At 34.3% G+C, this 19677-nt stretch carries 15 protein-coding genes; 9 read left to right on the top strand and 6 right to left on the bottom strand.

Annotation, left to right across the window (positions count from 1 at the left end; translation table 11 throughout):
- Positions 1-11: 11 nt before the first annotated feature.
- From ACXAFS_RS01845 to ACXAFS_RS01870, 6 genes are all read left to right on the top strand, one after another.
- Positions 12-512 carry an endonuclease V gene (locus tag ACXAFS_RS01845; RefSeq protein ID WP_475304919.1) on the top strand — a complete coding sequence of 167 codons (501 nt, stop codon included), beginning with the start codon at positions 12-14 and terminating at the stop codon, positions 510-512.
- Positions 513-802: 290 nt separating this feature from the next.
- Positions 803-1240, top strand: coding sequence for a TIGR02594 family protein (locus ACXAFS_RS01850; protein ID WP_475304920.1), 438 nt, complete (start codon positions 803-805; stop codon positions 1238-1240).
- The gene (locus ACXAFS_RS01855; protein ID WP_475304921.1) at positions 1225-1650 is read left to right on the top strand and encodes a phage holin family protein; all 426 of its coding nucleotides are present in this window, start codon (positions 1225-1227) and stop codon (positions 1648-1650) included. Before ACXAFS_RS01850 ends, ACXAFS_RS01855 begins: the two co-directional genes overlap by 16 nt.
- A 162-nt stretch (positions 1651-1812) precedes the next feature.
- Positions 1813-2403 (top strand): hypothetical protein, encoded by a 591-nt coding sequence (locus tag ACXAFS_RS01860; RefSeq protein WP_475304923.1) that lies wholly within the window; start codon positions 1813-1815, stop codon positions 2401-2403.
- A gap of 70 nt (positions 2404-2473) precedes the next feature.
- Entirely contained in the window at positions 2474-4318 is a 1845-nt protein-coding gene (locus tag ACXAFS_RS01865) for a glutamate-cysteine ligase family protein (RefSeq protein WP_475304924.1), read from the top strand.
- Between the two features lie 3 nt (positions 4319-4321).
- Positions 4322-5512, top strand: coding sequence for a succinylglutamate desuccinylase/aspartoacylase family protein (locus ACXAFS_RS01870; protein ID WP_475304926.1), 1191 nt, complete (start codon positions 4322-4324; stop codon positions 5510-5512).
- 15 nt (positions 5513-5527) lie between these two features.
- Here ACXAFS_RS01870 and ACXAFS_RS01875 read toward each other — a convergent pair whose 3' ends face one another.
- The 4 genes from ACXAFS_RS01875 to ACXAFS_RS01890 all read right to left on the bottom strand — a co-directional run bounded on the left by ACXAFS_RS01875 (position 5528) and on the right by ACXAFS_RS01890 (position 10776).
- Positions 5528-6397, bottom strand: coding sequence for a zinc-ribbon domain-containing protein (locus ACXAFS_RS01875; protein WP_475304927.1), 870 nt, complete (start codon positions 6395-6397; stop codon positions 5528-5530).
- Between the two features lie 3 nt (positions 6398-6400).
- On the bottom strand, positions 6401-8209 hold the full coding sequence (locus ACXAFS_RS01880; protein ID WP_475304928.1) for a M1 family metallopeptidase: 1809 nt from the start codon (positions 8207-8209) through the stop codon (positions 6401-6403).
- An 82-nt stretch (positions 8210-8291) separates the two neighbouring features.
- Entirely contained in the window at positions 8292-9899 is a 1608-nt protein-coding gene (locus tag ACXAFS_RS01885; RefSeq protein WP_475304930.1) for a S8 family peptidase, read from the bottom strand.
- Between the two features lie 16 nt (positions 9900-9915).
- A complete protein-coding gene (locus tag ACXAFS_RS01890; protein ID WP_475304931.1) occupies positions 9916-10776 on the bottom strand; it encodes an MBL fold metallo-hydrolase in 861 nt (286 codons plus the stop codon).
- A 113-nt stretch (positions 10777-10889) separates the two neighbouring features.
- On the opposite strand from ACXAFS_RS01890, the gene ACXAFS_RS01895 reads away from it, so the two are divergent.
- Positions 10890-12725, top strand: a complete 1836-nt coding sequence (locus tag ACXAFS_RS01895) for a cation:proton antiporter (RefSeq protein WP_475304933.1) — start codon at positions 10890-10892, stop codon at positions 12723-12725.
- Positions 12726-12842: 117 nt separating this feature from the next.
- Here the strand turns inward: ACXAFS_RS01895 and lepA are convergent, their stop codons facing one another.
- Positions 12843-14639 carry a translation elongation factor 4 gene (lepA, locus tag ACXAFS_RS01900; protein ID WP_475304935.1) on the bottom strand — a complete coding sequence of 599 codons (1797 nt, stop codon included), beginning with the start codon at positions 14637-14639 and terminating at the stop codon, positions 12843-12845.
- A gap of 154 nt (positions 14640-14793) precedes the next feature.
- On the opposite strand from lepA, the gene ACXAFS_RS01905 reads away from it, so the two are divergent.
- The gene (locus ACXAFS_RS01905) at positions 14794-17199 is read left to right on the top strand and encodes a TonB-dependent receptor (protein ID WP_475304938.1); all 2406 of its coding nucleotides are present in this window, start codon (positions 14794-14796) and stop codon (positions 17197-17199) included.
- On the opposite strand, the gene ACXAFS_RS01910 is transcribed toward ACXAFS_RS01905, so the two are convergent.
- Positions 17196-18302: a TolB family protein gene (locus tag ACXAFS_RS01910; RefSeq protein ID WP_475304939.1), complete on the bottom strand. Its 1107-nt coding sequence runs from the start codon at positions 18300-18302 to the stop codon at positions 17196-17198. The two genes, ACXAFS_RS01905 and ACXAFS_RS01910, sit on opposite strands and share 4 nt — an antisense overlap.
- Positions 18303-18361: 59 nt before the next feature.
- Here ACXAFS_RS01910 and ACXAFS_RS01915 point away from each other — a divergent pair, with 59 nt between their 5' ends.
- Complete coding sequence (locus tag ACXAFS_RS01915) at positions 18362-19606, top strand: M28 family peptidase (protein WP_475305907.1); 1245 nt, start codon at positions 18362-18364, stop codon at positions 19604-19606.
- The last annotated feature ends 71 nt before the right edge of the window (positions 19607-19677 follow it).

The following is a 19677-nucleotide window of genomic DNA, read 5'->3' on the forward strand; positions in this document are numbered from 1 at the left end:
TTTCCATAAGAATGCTACTTGCTATAGACGTCAATTATAAATCTACCTATGCCAAAGCTGTTGGTGTATTGTTTCATTGGGAAGATGAGGTTCCGCAACGTATTATCACAGATATTATCAATACTGTTGCAGATTATGAACCAGGTCAATTTTATAAACGCGAGTTACCTTGTATTCTTCAATTACTAAAACTGGTAGATATTAACGCGCTCGAGGCAATTATAGTGGATGGCCATGTGTATATAGATAATGACAAATCATTTGGTTTGGGTGGTCACTTATGGCAAGCCTTGGGAGAGAAGATCCCAGTGATTGGCATAGCTAAAAAGGCGTTTCATAATACTGAGCAAGTGGCGACACCTTTCTATAGAGGCCAAAGTAAAAATCTGCTCTTTATATCTTGTATCGGTATATCTAAGGAAAAAGTTTTAAAAAAAATCAAATTACTACATGGATCTTATCGCATACCAACGATTTTAAAAACACCAGACCAACACACTAAAAATCAATAAAACAAATTACAAAATTTAACATATTTTATTTGTAAAATGTTTATTTATCATGTGTAATATGTTTATATTTGTGTTCGCTTTTCTAACAACGGTTATCCGTTTGTACAATAAATTTCGTGTTAAGTAGAAACTAATAAACCTAGGTTAAACCCTATTCTGGTTAAGATAATAACAACTAATGTAACCTTTGGTACAGGTTTGGTCTGCTTAAACCTTTAATTTAAACATATGTTTAATAACTAAGGAATAATTCTATTCCAAAATCAGTAATCTTTTAAACAAACAGTAAGATGAACATTATTAATAAAGCGCTATCAGAATATGGCGTTAAGGAAATTGTTGGCTCCAAAGACAACCAAAGAATTATAAGATATTTTACAGATTTAGGTTTTGATGGTAAAAAACTAAAAGATGAAACAGCCTGGTGTAGTGCTTTTGTTAATTGGGTTGCAAAAACCTGTGGTTATGAATACTCAGGCAAACTCACAGCACGCAGCTGGCTATCTGTAGGCGAATCTATCATCAACCCAGAAATCGGTGATATTGTGGTTTTTTGGAGAGAATCTCCAGAGAGCTGGAAAGGTCACGTAGGCTTTTTTATTAAGCAAACCAAGGGCTATGTATACGTCTTAGGAGGAAACCAACGTAACATGGTATGCATAAAGGCATACCCAAAAAATAGAGTGTTGGATTATAAAAAACTAATAAAACCATGGAAAAAGCCATAAAATTTTTATTCTGGTTACTTACGTTGTTATCACCAGTCAATGGTGTTATGGTCACCATGGTGTTTTTAATTGTTGTAGACTTTATTACAGGATCGTACGCCTCATTAAAAAATAGCGTGCCTATTAGAAGTTCTAGAATTGGACATACCATATCTAAATTCTTTATCTACAATTTGGTGATTTTAGCAGCATTCTTTTTAGAAAAACACATCGTTAACGAAGTGCCTTTTCTAAAGATAATTGCAGGCTTTATAGCTATAGCAGAGATAAAATCTATTCTAGAGAATTACAACGCTATTTATGGGATTAACCCATTTAAAGCATTAGCCAATCTTATAAAGTTAACACCCTTAAAAGACACTATTGAGTCTTTAACCAAAGAAGATTCAAAAGATAAGGATAAACAATAGTAATTCAGACAAGTATTAAAAGCCTAAGAACCTCTCTAACTGAATTTTAGTAAGCAAAATAAGTTAGAGAGTGAGGCTTTCTTTTAAAGCTAATCGTCAGTTCGAGTGTTCCAACAATTGTCGGAATGTATTGAGAACTAGCAAAAGAAAAAATAAATAATCATGAAAGCAGAGAAAACTATATTATATATCATTTTAGCAATCGTTTTGATAAACTTTTTTAATCGGAAGTGCAGTTCGCCAACCCAAGAACAATCACCCAAAGTAACAGTGGTAAAAGATACGATTTGGCAAACCAAAACAGATACATTTAAGATTCAAACGACCAACTATAAAACGGTTTATGTAGACACAACAAATGTTTCAAAAATTATTGAGGACCAAACGGGTAAACAAATGGTTACAGACCATTTTGCAGAAGCTAAAGCTTACAGAGATACGCTGAGCAACGACGATATAGATATTTTTAGCTATAGTTTGGTGGAAGGTAAGCTTTTAAATAGTGAAGTATCATACAAACTTAAAGTCCCTAGAGAAATTTCAGTAACCAAAACCATTGAATATCCCAAGACGTACAGAAGTGGTCTATATATATTCTCAGAAGCAGGCGGAAATATTTCTCAATTTGATAATCTTAGTCTTGGACTTCAATACAACCGAAAAGGAAAATGGTTTGCTAGTTACCGACTAAATCTTAATGCCATACAACAACCAACACATAATATAGGAATTGGGTTTAGGCTATTCAAGTGACAAAAGTCATGTTTTAAGCATTTTATTTAGAGTAACTTACAAGATACTAATCAAATGAAGCTTTATAATTATGGGACGTTTAGACGTAAAACAACTTAAAAGCCCCAAGGATAAAGCATTATATATTCGGCATCTTATAAGAGATTTAGAGGCTTTAGATATAATGCTAAAACAAGATTTGATTGAGAAAGAACCTATTAGAATTGGTGCAGAACAAGAATTTTGTATTACAAATAACCAATTTTTTCCCAACAATAATAATATTGAAGTTTTAGAAGCTATTAACGACAATCACTTTACTACAGAAATAGGAAAATACAATCTCGAAATTAACTCAGACCCTTTACTGCTAAAAGAAAATTGTTTTTCACTTCTACAACAACAGCTTGAAGATTTACTCATTAAAGCAAAAAAGGGTGCTAAAGCAAGTAACTCTAAAGTTGTATTAACAGGTATTTTACCAACCTTAAGATTGAAGCATATCGGTGAAAACTACATGACGGATAGACCTAGATATCACGTATTAAATAATTCGTTAAAATCTTCTAGACGCGAACATTTTAATATTCACATAAAAGGTGTTGATGAGCTTAATTTAATTCATGATTGTGTAATGTTAGAGGCTTGTAATACAAGTTTTCAAACCCATTTACAAATTCACCCAGATGAGTTTGTAGATAAGTATAATTGGGCACAAGCTATAGCGGGACCAGTACTCAGTATATGTACAAATTCGCCTATTCTTTTTGGTAGAGAGTTATGGGCTGAAACACGCATTGCCTTGTTTACACAAAGTATTGATACTAGGAGAAATTCATTTATACATCACGAGAAAGAGTCGCGCGTTAGTTTTGGTGCCGATTGGGAAAGAGGCACTGTAACAGATATTTTTAGAGATCATATTTCGCGGTTTAGAAGTTTGCTAACCTCAGATGAGCACGATGATAGTTTAGAAAAATTAGAACAAGGAGAGATACCAAAACTTAGAGCGCTACAGTTGCATAACGGGACCGTATATAAATGGAATCGAGTTTGTTATGGAGTAGGTGGTGGAAAACCACATCTTAGGATAGAGTGTCGCTATATTCCGGCAGGACCAACACTAACGGATGAGATTGCCAATATGGTGTTTTGGGTTGGCTTAATGCTAGGTCAATCAGAAGCGTATAATAAAATTCACGAAAAGATGGATTTTAAAGACGTTAAAAACAACTTCTTTAAAGCGGCTCGCAATGGCATGGAAACACAATTTAAGTGGAATAACAAACTCATTTCTTCCCAAGAACTTATTTTAAACGAGCTTTTACCAATGGCCATAAAAGGCTTAGAGAAAGCAAATATTTCTTCCGACGATATTTCAAAATATTTATCTGTAATTGAAGCTAGAGCAAAATCACATACAGGTGCACAATGGATGGTAGATAACTACAGAAATCTTCAAAAAACGAAAACTAATTTTGAAGCGCTTCAGAATATAACAGCATATATGTATAAACATCAGTTTGATGAGAAAACAGTTGATAAATGGGATATCTTTAATCCTGACGATAATTTAAAAATTGATGTCAGCAGAATCGTAAAACACAACATGAATACCAAAATGCTACTTGTAGACCAAAATGATAGTTTAGAGTTGGTAAGTAGCATAATGCAATGGAAAAATATTCACCATATACCAGTAATAAACAAGAAAAAAGAGCTCACAGGATTATTAACCTGGACGGATTTAATAAAACTTGGCGACAAAGATTTAGACTTAAGGGTTAAGGATGTGATGACTACTGACTTAATAACCATAACTCAAGAAGCGCCATTAAATAAAGCAAAAGATTTAATGCAAAAACATAAAATTAATTGTTTGCCTGTAATTAGAAATAAGGAGCTACTTGGTATTATAACATCTAGTGATTTTTGAAGCATGAACGTTAACCTACAAGAACATATCAAAACATTGGAAGCTTCAAACCGCATTTTTCATCATATAAAAGGAAAACAGCCAGGAGCAACAGTTGTATTTTTTGCTGGTATTCATGGTAATGAATTTGCCGGAGTTAGCGCACTAAATGCTGTTATTCCAAATCTGAATAAAAATTTTATCAGAGGAGAAATATTTGGTGTTTACGGCAATATAAGAGCGCTTAAAGCCAACAAGCGATTCATAGACTTAGACCTAAACAGATTGTGGACAACTAAACAACTTGAGCGCCTAGAAGCAGAAAAGAATCCTGAAAACGAGCTCCAAGAGCAAATAGATTTATTCAAGTTTATAAAAGGTGTTTTAGCTTCCACAGATAATCCAATTTATTTTATTGACCTACACACCACATCTAGCAAAACCTTGCCGTTTATAACCATTAATGACGCTCTAATCAATCGTAAATTTTCATCCTGTTTTAATATACCTGTAGTACTTGGTATTGAAGAATATTTAGAGGGACCACTTTTAAGTTATTTAAACACGCTTGGCTATGTGTCTCTTGGTTTTGAATCTGGACAACATACAGATCCACAAGCTGTAAAGAGCTGTGAGGCGTTTGTTTATTTAGTTTTGAATCACACCAACAACTTACTTAATCCTGAAAGCGATAAGATAAATGTGTATAAAAATGAATTAGAATGCGCTTCAAAATCTATAGACTCTATTTTTGAAGTTGTTTATAAATACCATATTGAGCCAGAGGAAAACTTTATGATGCATCAAGGATTTGAAAGCTTTCAATCTATAAAAAAAGGAACCATTTTAGCTAGTTCCGATGGTCAAGATATTTACTCAAATTATTCAGCAAAACTCTTTATGCCACTATATCAAAAGTCTGGAAAGGATGGATTCTTTATTATTAAAACAATACCAAAATTCTTTTTAAAATTATCAGAACTTCTAAGAATAGTAAAAGCAGATCATGTATTAACTTTTTTACCTGGTATTACCTGGCATGATAAGCAAAAGGGAATCCTAAAAGCCAATCTAAAAGTCACACGATTTTTAGCAAAATCTATATTTCATCTGTTTGGATACAGAAACAAGCAAATAGATGAAAATCACCTCTTATTATATAACAGAGAGCGCGTAGCTAAAAAGGCCATGTATAAGAACGAAAAATGGTACTAAAAGCAGTTATAATGGTTAATTTTTATCATAAAACTCTTTAAGTAATTCTGAGCTTTTCGCAGTACTATCTTTTACCATACCTTTTGGTGTCTTTTGCATTTTTAATTCATATTGATCGTAAACACCTATATAGCGTTTATAGTTTTCGTTTTTCAATACGTCGTCTAAACAATTATCAACTTTTTTATAAAAAGCATTTTTTTCTTGGGCAGTTAGTTTACTTAAGTTCCAAGGCTGAAGAAGTATTAGAATTTCATCATCTTCAATTCTGTAGTAATAGCCAACATCCTCTTTACCTAATTTTAGAGCCTCAGTATCTAAGCATTGCTGTAGCGCGTAACTTATAGGTTCAGTTTCTTTTGTAGGATAAAGTTCTGATTCTAGAAGGTCTTTTTTTAAGGCTTTTATCCAAGTAGGATCTGGTGCCTCTATAACATATTCATAATCATCTGTTGCATCTTCGGTTTTTGTCTCTTCATAAGCAGGATAATCAGTATCGTATTCTTCATCATAATCGTCATTAAAACTCGAATAGATTTTTGCATAAATTACCATGCAAATAATAAAAATCACAAAAGCCAGAATAACGAAACAACCCAAATTAAGCCATCTGGCTTTTTTTGGAGGGTTTTCAACAAAAGAATTTTGAATTGCTTTTTGATTATCTGGAGATAAATCTTGTAAATGATATGTTTTTTTACAGTGATTGCACTCTACCACAATAGCCTTCCCAGTAGAAAAAACAGGTATCCAAAATATGTGAAAATAGTTTCCATATACACTTGCAACAAATGAGTTTTCACTATTACAATGTTCGCAAGTTGTATTAGCATTTACTTTGCGAGACTCAATGCGCGCAGACCTTAAACCAAAAAATACAATCATATGTTATTCAGCTGAGTAAGTGTTGTTTTCACGATTAACATCTGCCATCATTTGTGAAGCATCAATTTCAACAGATTTAACGGTTTTCTTTGTATTAAATGAACAAGTAGGCATCGCCCAAGCCCAGTCACTTATTATAGTTGCTGAGGTTGGTTTTTCGCCACGCATCATTTGTAGCGGAATGTAAAATTCTTCAGTAGAACCATCTGTGTATGTAACAGAAAGGTCTATTGGCATTGGCATTAAACCAATGCGCTCTAACGTAATTGTATTGCCTTCAACAGATTTAACTCCGTAGTCTACCGTATTTGTAGTTTGAGCAAAATCGATAAGATACCAGTCTAACTCAAAATCTGTAACACGTTCTGCAGTACGTACAAAGTCCATTGGCTTAGGGTGCTTAAATGAAAAATCTTCGAAGTACTTTTTTATAGTCTTCTTTAGGTTTTCTTCTCCAATAACATAACCCAATTGTGCAATAAACACAGCTCCTTTACTATATGCCACTCTTCCATATACTTGATTATAGGCGTAACGGTCAGCGTGAGTTGTCATCGGTTGCTCATAACCAGAGTTAGCAAGTCCAATATAACCTCTGTAAGATCCGCTTAAGGGATTATCACTTTTACTAGATCCGAATTCATTTTCTGCTAAAGTAGAAATATAGCTGGTAAAACCTTCGTCCATCCACTCGTGCTTAGCTTCGTTGGTTGCCAGTAAAAACTGAAACCATGTATGTGCAAGCTCATGCGCAGTTACACCAAGTAAACTTCCGTAAGATCTTCTACCAGTAATTAATGTACACATAGCATACTCCATACCACCATCTCCTCCTTGTATTACAGAATACTGATCGTAAGGGTACTGACCTATATTTTCACTAAAATAAGTCATTAATTTTGCAGTATCTGGTTGAAGTTTTTTCCAGTTTTCTATGTACTTAGGCTCTAAATCCTTTTTGTAGTAAAAATGTAGCGTTGGCCCATTTTCCATTTCAAACGTATCGTGAATAAAATCTGGGTCTGCTGCCCAAGTAAAATCATGAACTTTTGGCGCTTTAAAATGAACAGTTTTCTTGCCTTTTTTAGCTTTCGTTTCACTTTGAATGTAACCCGTACCACCAACGACGTAATCTTTGTCTATGGTTAATTTTACATCAAAATCTCCCCAAACACCATGAAACTCTCTACCTATGTAAGGATCTGCGTGCCAACCTTCATCATCATATTCTGCTAATTTAGGATACCACTGCGTCATAGACAGTGCAACCCCTTCTTTATTATTTCTACCAGAACGACGAATTTGTAAGGGTACCTGGCCGTCAAAATCCATATCAAACGTTACACTTTCGCCTGGTTGAATCGGTTGACTAAGTTTCACCTCAAGCACTGTACCTACAGTTTCGTGAGCGATGTCTTTACCATTTTGTTTAAGAGAGTTTACTTTTATATAACCTATTTCGTTAGGTTGAAGTTTACTTATTCTATCACCAACTCTAGGATCTGGATCAGCTATGGTTCTAGACCTAACATCCATTTCACTTCCTGGCTGAAACGCGTTAAAGTACAAATGGTAATATACACGATTGAGTACATCTGGTGAGTTGTTTGTGTAAACTAGCTTTTGCTTGCCCTTATATTGAAAGGTCTCAACGTCCATATTAATGTCCATTGCATAGTCTACGTGTTGTTGCCAGTATCCATGAGATGAGGTGCTTTCACTAGTTTTAGAAGTGTTTTTAATAGGATTTTCGGTTGCACCACAAGAAAGGAACAGAGCAAAAACAGTTAGGTTTAGAAGCAATTTTTTCATTACAAAATGATTTTAAAAATTAAAAGGTAACTATTCTAATTTTCAAACCAGAATAGTTACCCATTAAAAGTTTCCAAGGGGTTTATTTTATTTTTGAAGCCATGATTAATGCATTGTATGCATTAGCAATTTTTCCTGATTTAGATAAATCTGCAAAAGGTTTTACGTTGTTAGCATCTCCACCTACAACAACTTTAGTTGTTAAAGGTAAACCAGAATCTAAAATAACTTGCTTTACTTGAGAAGCTGTTAGTTTAGGATATTGCGAACGAATTAAAGCGGCAATACCAGCAACACCTGGTGCTGCCATAGATGTACCTCCTTTAAAGTCATATTCGTTTTCTGGTGTAGTAGAATAAACAGAAGAACCAGGTGCAAATACATCTACATTTTTCTTTCCATAGTTAGAAAAACCAGAAACCATTTTAGAACCGTAGTTTTGCGTTAAAGAACCTACTCTAATGTAGTTATCTGCTACTTCCACAAAATTTACATTATCATCTGGGAAATTAGGTTCTACATCGATATTATTACTGTCATTACCAGCTGCGTGTACAAAAACCACATCATTATCTGCTGCATACTTAATAGCGTCTCTTACCCACTTACTATGAGGGGAAAATGACTTACCAAAACTTCCATTAATAACCTTTGCACCATTGTCTACTGCATAGCGAATAGATAAAGCAACATCTTTGTCGTACTCATCTCCATTAGGCACTACGCGTAATGCCATTATCTCAACATTATTAGCCACTCCATTTGCACCTAAACCATTGTTACGCTCAGCCGCAATGATACCTGCAACGTGTGTACCATGAGATTCCGATTTTTTTACATGCTTTACGTTTCCATTTCCATAACCAACGTCTGATAAATCATTGATATCATCTTTAGTTGTCCTACCGGAGAAATTGATGTTTAAATTATAGTTTAAACGCTCATTAATAGATTCTAAAGCGTTTTTAATTTCTTTTTTAGCATCTGCCATAGACTCTAAACCGTTGCTGTACATGTACTGAGCCATGCCTTTTGCTTGTTGTACAGCTTCATCTTGAGAGTCTATTGCGTTAACATCTTCTTTTGTGTAATCTTTTTTGCCTGTAGCCTTAGCTAATGTTTCATCAGCAGAAACTACTCTTTGGTAAATTTGATCGTATTGTGTTTTACGACCAGTCCATAATTCGTATTCTGATGCTTGTAGTGCTACAGCCTCATCATATCTTGGGTTTGAAGTGTCTTTGGCAGCAATCATACGTACATATTCCAATTGCTCGTCGTAGGCATCACCTAGGAAATTCCAACCATGAACATCATCAATGTAACCATTTTTATCGTCATCTTTTCCATTGTTTGGTACTTCACCTTTGTTGGTCCAGATAACATCATCTAAGTCTTCATGATCTATATCTATACCAGAATCAATTACGGCAACGATTACTTTCTTACCCTTTTTGCCTTTAATTATTTCGTCATAGGCTCTATCTACGGCCATGCCAGGAATGGTATCCCTTTCTAAATCTAGATGTCCCCAATTTTTCTTTTCAGCTTCAGTTAACTCAGTAACTTTCAGTGGAGAAGTATCAATATTTTCTACAGGTGTAGATAAAATATCTGCTGTACCACCACAACCCATAAATAGTGCTGAAGAAACAAATAGGTACGCTAATGGTCTAATGTTAAATTTCATTTGTTGATGTTTAGTTTTAATTAAATATTTCTTTACAAGTATAATTTTCGTTAAGTCTTACACCTTTTTCCGTATGCTTTACGGTAATAATTTCGTTATGTGCATCGTGCTCTAAAAAAAGGTAATAGTTTTCATCTGCTGCCATATTTAAAAACAGCTCTTTTTCATCTAAGGTTAGCAATGGTCTTGTGTCATAACCCATTACAAAAGGCAATGGCAAATGCCCAGCAGTAGGTAATAAATCTGCCATAAAACAAATGGTTTTTCCTTTGTAATTTATCATAGGAATCATTTGCTTATCTGTGTGACCATCTGCAAAGAAAATGTCGAAACCCAAAGCAGAGTTTTTCAAAATTTCATCTTTTGACAATGCCGTAAACTTTAATTGCCCACAGTCTTCCATTGGTAAAATATTTTCTTTTAAAAACGAAGCCTTTTCTCTTCTGTTGGGTTCTGTTGCCCATTTCCAATGATCAGCATTGCTCCAAAAATATGCATTTTTGAAAGCAGGCTCATAACCTGTCCGCTCTTTATTCCATTGAATACTGCCTCCACAATGGTCAAAATGTAGGTGTGTCATAAACACATCTGTAATATCGTCTCTATGAAAACCATGTTTAGCTAATGATTTATCTAGAGTGTCATCTCCCCAAAGATAATAGTAACCATAAAACTTATCACTTTGTTTATTTCCCATTCCTGTGTCTATCAATATCAACCGATTACCATCTTCAATTAACAAACAGCGTGCCGCAATATCAATCATATTGTTGTTGTCAGCAGGATTGGTGCGTTGCCAAAGCGATTTTGGCACTACACCAAACATAGCACCTCCATCTAGTTTAAAATTACCAGCGTTTATAGGATATAATTTCATAGTCTCGCAATTTACCAAATTAGCTTGTAAAAGAGAATAACCTTTTGAATTTATTAGGATTTTTACGGTTATAAAAAAAAGGCTATTTTCGAAATGATTTTAAAAACAACACTATGGTTGAGTTAGCTGGTATTATTATTCTTGGAATTTTAGCACAATGGGTTGCTTGGAAGTTTAAAATTCCAGCTATTTTACCATTAATACTTATTGGTCTTTTAGTTGGACCTATTGCTGCTGAATTTATAAACGAAGATGGAACAAAATGGATTGAACCTATTTGGAATGAGGAACAGAAGAAGGGCTTATTTCCTGGCGAAGGATTATTCTATTTTGTGTCATTGGCCATTAGTATTATTCTTTTTGAAGGTGGTTTAACACTAAAACGAAGCGAAATAAGAAATGTTGGGCCTGTTATAACCAAGTTGATTACGGTAGGTGCTGCAGTTACGTTCTTTGGTGCTGCGGTCTTGGCTCACTATTTATTTGGCCTCAGTTGGGATTTATGCTTCTTGTTTTCTGGATTAATCATTGTTACTGGACCAACTGTAATTACACCAATTCTAAGAAATATTCCTTTAAAACGCGATGTCTCTACAGTTTTAAAGTGGGAAGGGATACTTATAGATCCTATAGGCGCATTAGTTGCTGTATTGGTGTTTGAGTTTATTTTTGTTGGAGGTGAAGTTGGTTTTACAAAAACCGCATTGGTAGAGTTTGGTAAAATTATTCTATTCGGAACAACATTTGGGTTTACTTTTGCCCATGCTTTAGTGTTTGCTATTAACAAAAAATTCATTCCGCATTACCTTCTTAATGTGGTTTCCCTGTCGGTTGTGCTTTTGGTATTTATAGAATCTGAAATATTTGCACACGAGTCTGGTTTATTAGCTGTTGTGGTTATGGGAATGGTAATAGGAAACAGTAAACTAGACAATATTAAAGAGTTACTGTACTTTAAGGAATCTTTGAGCGTATTGTTGATTTCTATCTTATTTATACTCCTAGCTGCAAATATCAATTATCAAGACTTAATGTTATTATACAGGTGGGAAACTTTAGCTCTTTTCTTAGCTGTGGTTTTAGTAATAAGACCGCTGGCAGTTTTCATAAGCGCTCAAGGATCAACACTAAGAACTAATGAAAAAATGTTTATTAGTTGGGTTGGCCCAAGAGGTATTGTTGCTGCTGGTATTGCCTCTCTTTTTGGAAGTAAACTTAGGGCAGAAGATGTTGTTGGAGCAGAATACATCACTCCTTTGGTATTTATGATTGTATTGGGAACAGTATTACTAAATGCAACTACGGCGCGTTTGTTTGCAAGAGTTTCAGGAGTATTTTTATCTAAATCTGAAGGTATTTTAATCATAGGAGCATCTAGAGTATCTCGTATTGTTGCTCAGTATTTGATAGATAATGGAAGACATGTTGTTTTGGTAGACAGTAACCAAAATAATGTAAATGAAGCCCAGGCAATGGGTATTGAAGCACATACGGAAAACATTTATTCAGAAACATTACAAGACAATGTGGAGTTCAATGATATCGGCTATTTATTGGCATTAACAGGAAATGCAGACATTAACCGTTATGCAGTAGAAAAATTTGGTGCTCAGTTTGGTGAGAACGGCTCATTTAGATTGGCGTCTAAGGCTGAATTAGAGAATAGCTCCATTTCACCAGAAGATGGTGTATTTACATTGTCAGATGACTTCAATAATCTTATGGAGGTTACAGAAGAGTATCCAGAAATACACGAAGTTGCAGTAAAAGATTTAGATTCATACCACACTATTTTAGAGACAATTAAATCTGATAAAGATCAAATTCCTTTATTTCTTAAAACTAACAAAGGAGAAATACACATTATCCCTTCTATCGATGATGATGTAGAAAAAGAGATTGACGCTAAAAGTCTATTGGTGTATCTTGGTAAGGGAATTACAGATTAGTCATTTAGCTTTAAAATAGCCATGAACGCTTGCTGTTTCATTCCTGCGAAGGCAGGAATCTTAGCCTATGTTGAGAGATAGAGCTTAAAAGAGATTCCTTTTTTCAAAGGAATTAAGTTAATCATTCAATTTTAAAACAGCCATAAAAGCCTGTTGAGGTATTTCTACATTACCCACTTGGCGCATACGTTTTTTACCTTTTTTCTGCTTCTCCAAAAGTTTACGTTTACGCGAAATATCACCACCATAACATTTTGCCGTAACATCTTTACGAAGTGCTTTGATTGTTTCACGCGCAATAATTTTAGCGCCAATCGCAGCCTGAACAGGAATATCAAACTGTTGTCTTGGTATAAGCTCTTTTAGTTTTTCAGTCATTTTTTTACCAATAGTATAGGCATTGTCGGCATGTACTAAAGCAGAAAGTGCATCAACGGTTTGTGCGTTTAATAAGATATCTACTCTTACAAGTTTTGAAGCGCGCATACCAATTGGCGAATAATCAAAAGAAGCATAACCTTTAGACACAGTTTTTAAACGGTCGTAAAAATCGAATACAATTTCAGCTAAAGGCATATCAAAACTCAACTCAACACGTTCAGTAGTTAAATACGTTTGATTAGTAATTTGACCGCGTTTTTCTATACAAAGACTCATTACAGGACCAACAAAGTCAGCTTTAGTAATTATTGTAGCTTTGATATATGGCTCCTCCACACGATTTAAAGTTGAAGGTTCTGGTAAATCTGAAGGATTGTTTACAATAACAATTTCATCAGGATTTTTATTAGTAAAAGCATGGTAACTTACGTTTGGCACCGTAGTAATTACTGTCATGTCAAACTCACGCTCTAGACGCTCTTGGATAATTTCTAAATGAAGCATACCAAGGAAACCACAACGGAATCCAAAACCTAAAGCAGCAGAACTCTCTGGCGCAAACACCAAAGAAGCATCGTTAAGCTGAAGTTTTTCCATAGAGGCACGTAGCTCTTCATAATCTTCTGTATCTACAGGATAAATACCGGCAAAAACCATAGGTTTTACGTCCTCAAAACCAGAAATTGCATTTTTAGTGGGCTCCTTAGCATCAGTAATGGTATCACCTACCTTTACTTCACGAGCATCTTTAATTCCCGTTATCAAATAACCAACATCACCAGCTTTTATTTCTTGCTTTTTTACTTGGGTTAGCTTTAAAGTTCCCACCTCATCAGCAAAATAGTTTTTACCAGTGTTTATGAACTTAATATTTTGTCCTTTTTTAATGGAACCATTAATAACCCTAAAATATGTTTCTACACCTCTAAAAGGATTATAAACTGAATCAAAAATAAGAGCTTGTAAAGGTTCGTCTGGATTACCTTGTGGCGCAGGAATTCGCTCAATAATTGCTTCTAAAATATTTTCTACACCAAGTCCTGTTTTTCCACTTGCAGGAATAACCTCAGAGGGATCGCAGCCTAATAAATCTACAATATCGTCTGTTACCTCTTCTGGATTTGCACTTGGTAAATCTATTTTATTCAATATAGGAATGATTTCCAAGTCATTTTCTAAAGCTAAATATAAATTAGAAATGGTCTGTGCCTGTATACTTTGCGCAGCATCAACAATAAGTAAAGCACCTTCGCATGCCGCAATAGAACGAGAAACTTCGTATGAAAAATCTACGTGACCAGGTGTGTCAATAAGGTTAAGAATATATTGCTCACCTTTATAAGTGTATTCCATTTGGATGGCATGAGATTTTATGGTAATACCACGTTCACGTTCTAAATCCATGTTGTCTAGTAGCTGATCTTGCTTTTCTCTATCAGTTACAGAACCTGTAAAATCTAATAAACGGTCAGCAAGTGTACTTTTACCGTGGTCTATATGTGCAATGATGCAAAAATTGCGAATATTCTTCATTTCTCTTTTTCTAAAGCGACATTAAGTCTGCAAATATAATTGATTTCTGATGCTTTATAACAACAAAAAATAACAATTAAGCGTCGATAAACTGTGTAAAAACCATAATATAAAGTAAAAAACAATGTTTATATTGCAGTTACAAACCTAACTAATGATTGTTTACCTACGCTCTTATTTAAGCGCATTCCTTTTTGTGCTTTCTTTTAACACTTTTGCTCAGAATTTTTCCATTTTAGGCAAGGTCATTGATGCAGAGAACTCACCTATTGAATTGGCAAATGTGATCCTTTTACAGGGCGAAGAAAAAGAATTTCTAATAGGCACATCTACAGATGACAATGGCTATTTTAATTTGGTCAACTTAAGTCCAAACACATACTACTTGAAAATAAGTTTTATTGGCTTAGAAGAATTTGAGCAGAAAATTGTACTCACAGGCGATTTAGATTTAAAAACGATAATGCTTAAAGAAATTTCTGAGAGTTTAGACGAGGTAACGGTTGTTGCCAAAAAACCAACCATTACCCGAAAACCAGATCGCTTAATTTTTAATGTTGAAAACACTGCGCTAGTTGAGGGATCTACTCTTGGTGTTCTTAAGAACACTCCTGGTGTTATTGTTAGTGAGGGAAGTATAAATATTAAAAGTGCCTCAGCAGCAATTTATATTAATGGAAGAAGAGTTCAGTTAACTTCAGATGAACTAATGCAGCTTTTAGAGAGTGCGCCAGCAAACAGCATAAAGTCTGTTGAAGTTATAACCAATCCACCAGCAAGTTATGATGCCGATAGCGGTTCGGTTATAAATATTATAATGAGTAAAAATCTTGTAACCGGATATAGAGGTACTGTTTTTACAAATTACACACAAGGCGTATTTCCCAGGTATAATGCTGGTACAAGCCACTATTTTAAAAATGATGACATTAACATCAACCTAAACTACAGTTATACTAATCAAAAAATAAATAGAGATCAGGATGATACAATAAATTATCTCGATAACTCAGGTGATATTGATGAGATATGGAAATCTAATGTGAATAGAAACACATGGTCTGAATCACATAATCTTAATCTCAATTTCGATTATTTTATAGATGAGCGTAATACTTTAAGTTTTACCAGTACAGGACTATACACACCTTACTTTAAATACAAAATTCATAACAACACCAATATTTTTGATGCCGATAATAATTTCTTATCAAGCTTTACTGCTGATAATTTATCTAGAGACGACAAGTATAATGTAGGGACAGATTTAATCTATAAGCACGATTTTAAAGATAAATCTAGTTTATCTTTTAATGCGCATTACACGATTTATGATTATGCGCGCAACCAGAATGTATTTCAAGATGAGCCCTTAGAAATTAATGATTCACAATTTCATACTATTGCAAATCAGGACACTCAAATTTTAACAGGCAGGATAGATTATACATTACCGCTTAAAAACACATCTAGCTTAAGTGCTGGCTTAAAGATTTCTAACGTAAATACAGAAAGTGATATTACACGTCTTGATATTATAAATGGTGAAGAAGTATTAAATACCGAAAATTCAAATGCATTTGATTACGATGAAAATGTTTTTGGTGCTTATACCAATTATAGCAAGTCTTGGGATAAATGGGATCTTAATATCGGATTGAGAGTAGAGCAAACCAATATCGAAGGAAAATCCATAACACTAAACGAAACAAACACCCAAGATTACTTTAATTGGTTTCCTAATGCTAGTATAACTCACAATATTTCAGATGACGTTAGTGTTTCGGGCAACTATAAACGAAGTATTTCTAGACCAAGCTATACAGATCTAAATCCATTTACATTTTTTCTTAATGAGAATACTGTAGTTTTAGGAAATCCTAATCTACTGCCAACTTACACAGATGACTATAAGATTAGCCTAGACTTTTTGAAGAATTTTACCTTTTCATTTTATTATACAAATTATGAAGGTCCTATAGAAGAATTGCCAAGACAAGACAATGAGACCAATATAATTGCTTTCACACCTACTAACATAGACAAAAGAGTAGACTATGGTTTTGATTTAGAGTTTAATTATTATCCATCAAACAGGTTTAATATTTATGCAGCATCCTCAACATATAATATTAATGAAGAAGTGAATTTTGGGGAAGGCTTTGTTGAATTAAATCAATGGTCTCAATTATTTATAATATCACCTGGCCTCACCCTTCTTAAAGATAACAGTCTAAATATCAATGCTTCATTTTGGTGGGTTGGAAAGAACCTTCAGAGCTTGCAAACGGTTGAGGATAGATTAATTTCTACAATTAGCGTTTCAAAATCACTTTTAAAAAACAAAGCAGTATTGTCTCTGAGTATAGATGATCCGTTTAACATGCAAGATTATGAAACAACAATCAACTATCTTAATCAATCAAGTCTAAGACTTGATGATATTGACAATAGATTTATAAAGGTCGGATTCAGTTATAAATTTGGAAACACCGAGCTCAATACTAACGAACGCACAACCTCAGAAGAAGGACGCGAAAGATTAAAAGATTTAAACTAATCTTGCCACTCTGCAATAAATAAATTAGTATCTCTGGTGCCACCATTATTTCGGTTAGACGAGAAAATTAAATACTTACCATCATTAGAAAATACAGGGAAAGCTTCAAAAGTATTACCATGGGTAACACGCCTTAAGTTTTTTCCGTCGATGTCAATCATGTAAAGGTTAAAAGGAAAACCTATTTCACTTTCAAAATTAGAAGAAAATAAAACTTTCTCACCACTAGGATGAAAAAATGGACTCCAATTGGCATTACCCAATTCCGTTAATTGTCTCATATCGCTGCCATCTGCATTACAGATAAAAAGCTCCATATCGCTAGGCTCTACCAATCCTTTAGCTAATAAATCTTTATATTCTTTTTGTTCTTTTTCCGTTTTAGGACGCGACGCTCTAAAGATAAGCTTACTTCCATCTGGAGAAAAGAATGCACCACCATCGTAACCAAGCTCGTCGGTAATTTGTTTTACGTCTGTACCGTCTATGTTCATGGTATACAGCTCTAGGTCACCACTTCTAGTAGACGTAAATACAATTTTATCACCTTTTGGAGAAACCGTTGGCTCGGCATCATAACCATCTTCAAAGGTTAATTGCTTTACAATGTTACCCTCTAAATCGGCAACAAAAATGTCGTAAGTATCATAGATTGGCCAAATGTATTTACCGTTTTCTTTTTTAGGAACTTCTGGGCACTCATCACCACCCAAGTGTGTAGAAGCGTAAATAATATGTTTGTTATCTGGTAAAAAGTAAGAGCAAGTGGTGCGTCCTTTTCCTGTGCTCACCATTGGCGGAGCAATACTATCTGTAAAAGTTTCGTCTGCGTTCATCAAAAACATTTGGTCGCAATTAACTCCCCATTTTACATTGTTAGACTGAAACACCAATTGTTTATCATCAAAGCTCCAGTAAGCTTCTGCATTATCTCCACCATAAGTAACTTGCCTAAGTGATTTAAAGTTGGTTTCTTCAGGATAAATTAAAGATTCGTTCATCTTTGTTGCACCAGAGTATCCATCTGTATCAGATGATTTAGCTTCGTTTTTACAAGATAGAAATGAAATACAAATAAGTAGAATAACAGTAAGTCTGTTCATGGTTTATAATTATTATATGTGGGCTTTAATACTTAATTTTGCAAAAATAAGATTTAGTGATGAAAAATATAGTGTTTTTGTTTCTTTTAGTAAGTGTGTTCGCTTGCAAGAAAGAGCCTAAAGTTGCAGAGAACAAAATAAAAGAAGATGTTTATTTTTTAGCTGATGATAAGCTAGAGGGGCGTCAAACAGGTACTGAAGGTGAGAAAAAAGCTTCTGAGTACCTAATTAAGCGTTTTAATGAAATTGGGCTAGAAGCAAAAGGGACAGAAGGTTTTTTACAACCTTTTTCATTTAAACCAAAAACAGACCCTCACAAAGAAGTTGAGTTTACTACTAATGCAGACAGCACAATTACAGGGAATAATGTAATAGGTTTTATAAACAATAATGCAGAGAAGACAATTATTATTGGTGCGCACTACGACCATTTAGGCTATGGTGGTGAAGGCTCGCTTTACAGAGGAGAAGAGAAAGCCGTGCACAATGGCGCAGATGATAATGCGAGTGGTGTAGCCATAATGTTAAACTTAGCTGAAAGACTTAAGGTTAAGAATGACAATGCAGAAATAAAGGATGAAAATAATTATTTATTTATGTCCTTTTCTGGCGAGGAAATGGGCTTACTAGGCTCAAACTATTTTTCTAAAAATCCAACAATAGATGCCAATTCTATTAACTATATGATAAATATGGATATGGTTGGTCGTTTAAAAGCTGATAGTACTTTGGCCGTATATGGAGTAGGTACTTCACCGATTTTTAAGCAAACGATAAAAGCGCATAATGATAGATTTAAATTGGTTCAAAATGAAAGTGGAGTAGGACCTAGCGATCATACTTCTTTTTACTTAATAGATGTACCTGTATTACATTTTTTCACAGGCCAACACGAAGATTATCATAAGCCAGCAGACGATTCAGACAAGTTGAATTATGAAGGGATGAATCTAATTTCAGATTATATTTTCGATATCATATCAGATCTCGATGATAACGGCGAATTAGCCTTTAGAAAAACCAAAAATGAAAGTGAAGAAACTCCTCGTTTTAAAGTAGGTTTGGGTGTTGTGCCAGACTATTTATTTGATGGAAAAGGTATGCGAATAGACGGTACACGAGAAGAAACACCAGCTTTTAATGCTGGCTTACAAAAAGGAGATGTTGTTGTAAAACTTGGGGATAGTACTGTTACAGATATGATGAGTTATATGCGAGCTTTATCTGTCTTTGAAAAAGGTGATGAAGCAGCCATTACTATTAAAAGAGGAAGCGAAACAATTGAAACTAAAGTGAATTTTTAAACCAGTCAACAAGACTTTTCACTTAAAAACAATATTTAATTGTACATTTAAGCCAAATCTAGATCAATTAC

It is taken from the genome of Winogradskyella sp. ABM4_392, assembly GCF_056160445.1.

Bases quoted from the DNA above. Each gene is read 5' to 3' on its own strand.
- ACXAFS_RS01845 (WP_475304919.1), top strand. From the start codon at position 12: ATGCTACTTGCTATAGACGTCAATTATAAATCTACCTATGCCAAAGCT.
- ACXAFS_RS01850 (WP_475304920.1), top strand. From the start codon at position 803: ATGAACATTATTAATAAAGCGCTATCAGAATATGGCGTTAAGGAAATT.
- ACXAFS_RS01855 (WP_475304921.1), top strand. From the start codon at position 1,225: ATGGAAAAAGCCATAAAATTTTTATTCTGGTTACTTACGTTGTTATCA.
- ACXAFS_RS01860 (WP_475304923.1), top strand. From the start codon at position 1,813: ATGAAAGCAGAGAAAACTATATTATATATCATTTTAGCAATCGTTTTG.
- ACXAFS_RS01865 (WP_475304924.1), top strand. From the start codon at position 2,474: ATGGGACGTTTAGACGTAAAACAACTTAAAAGCCCCAAGGATAAAGCA.
- ACXAFS_RS01870 (WP_475304926.1), top strand. From the start codon at position 4,322: ATGAACGTTAACCTACAAGAACATATCAAAACATTGGAAGCTTCAAAC.
- ACXAFS_RS01875 (WP_475304927.1), bottom strand. From the start codon at position 6,397: ATGATTGTATTTTTTGGTTTAAGGTCTGCGCGCATTGAGTCTCGCAAA.
- ACXAFS_RS01880 (WP_475304928.1), bottom strand. From the start codon at position 8,209: ATGAAAAAATTGCTTCTAAACCTAACTGTTTTTGCTCTGTTCCTTTCT.
- ACXAFS_RS01885 (WP_475304930.1), bottom strand. From the start codon at position 9,899: ATGAAATTTAACATTAGACCATTAGCGTACCTATTTGTTTCTTCAGCA.
- ACXAFS_RS01890 (WP_475304931.1), bottom strand. From the start codon at position 10,776: ATGAAATTATATCCTATAAACGCTGGTAATTTTAAACTAGATGGAGGT.
- ACXAFS_RS01895 (WP_475304933.1), top strand. From the start codon at position 10,890: ATGGTTGAGTTAGCTGGTATTATTATTCTTGGAATTTTAGCACAATGG.
- lepA (WP_475304935.1), bottom strand. From the start codon at position 14,639: ATGAAGAATATTCGCAATTTTTGCATCATTGCACATATAGACCACGGT.
- ACXAFS_RS01905 (WP_475304938.1), top strand. From the start codon at position 14,794: ATGATTGTTTACCTACGCTCTTATTTAAGCGCATTCCTTTTTGTGCTT.
- ACXAFS_RS01910 (WP_475304939.1), bottom strand. From the start codon at position 18,302: ATGAACAGACTTACTGTTATTCTACTTATTTGTATTTCATTTCTATCT.
- ACXAFS_RS01915 (WP_475305907.1), top strand. From the start codon at position 18,362: ATGAAAAATATAGTGTTTTTGTTTCTTTTAGTAAGTGTGTTCGCTTGC.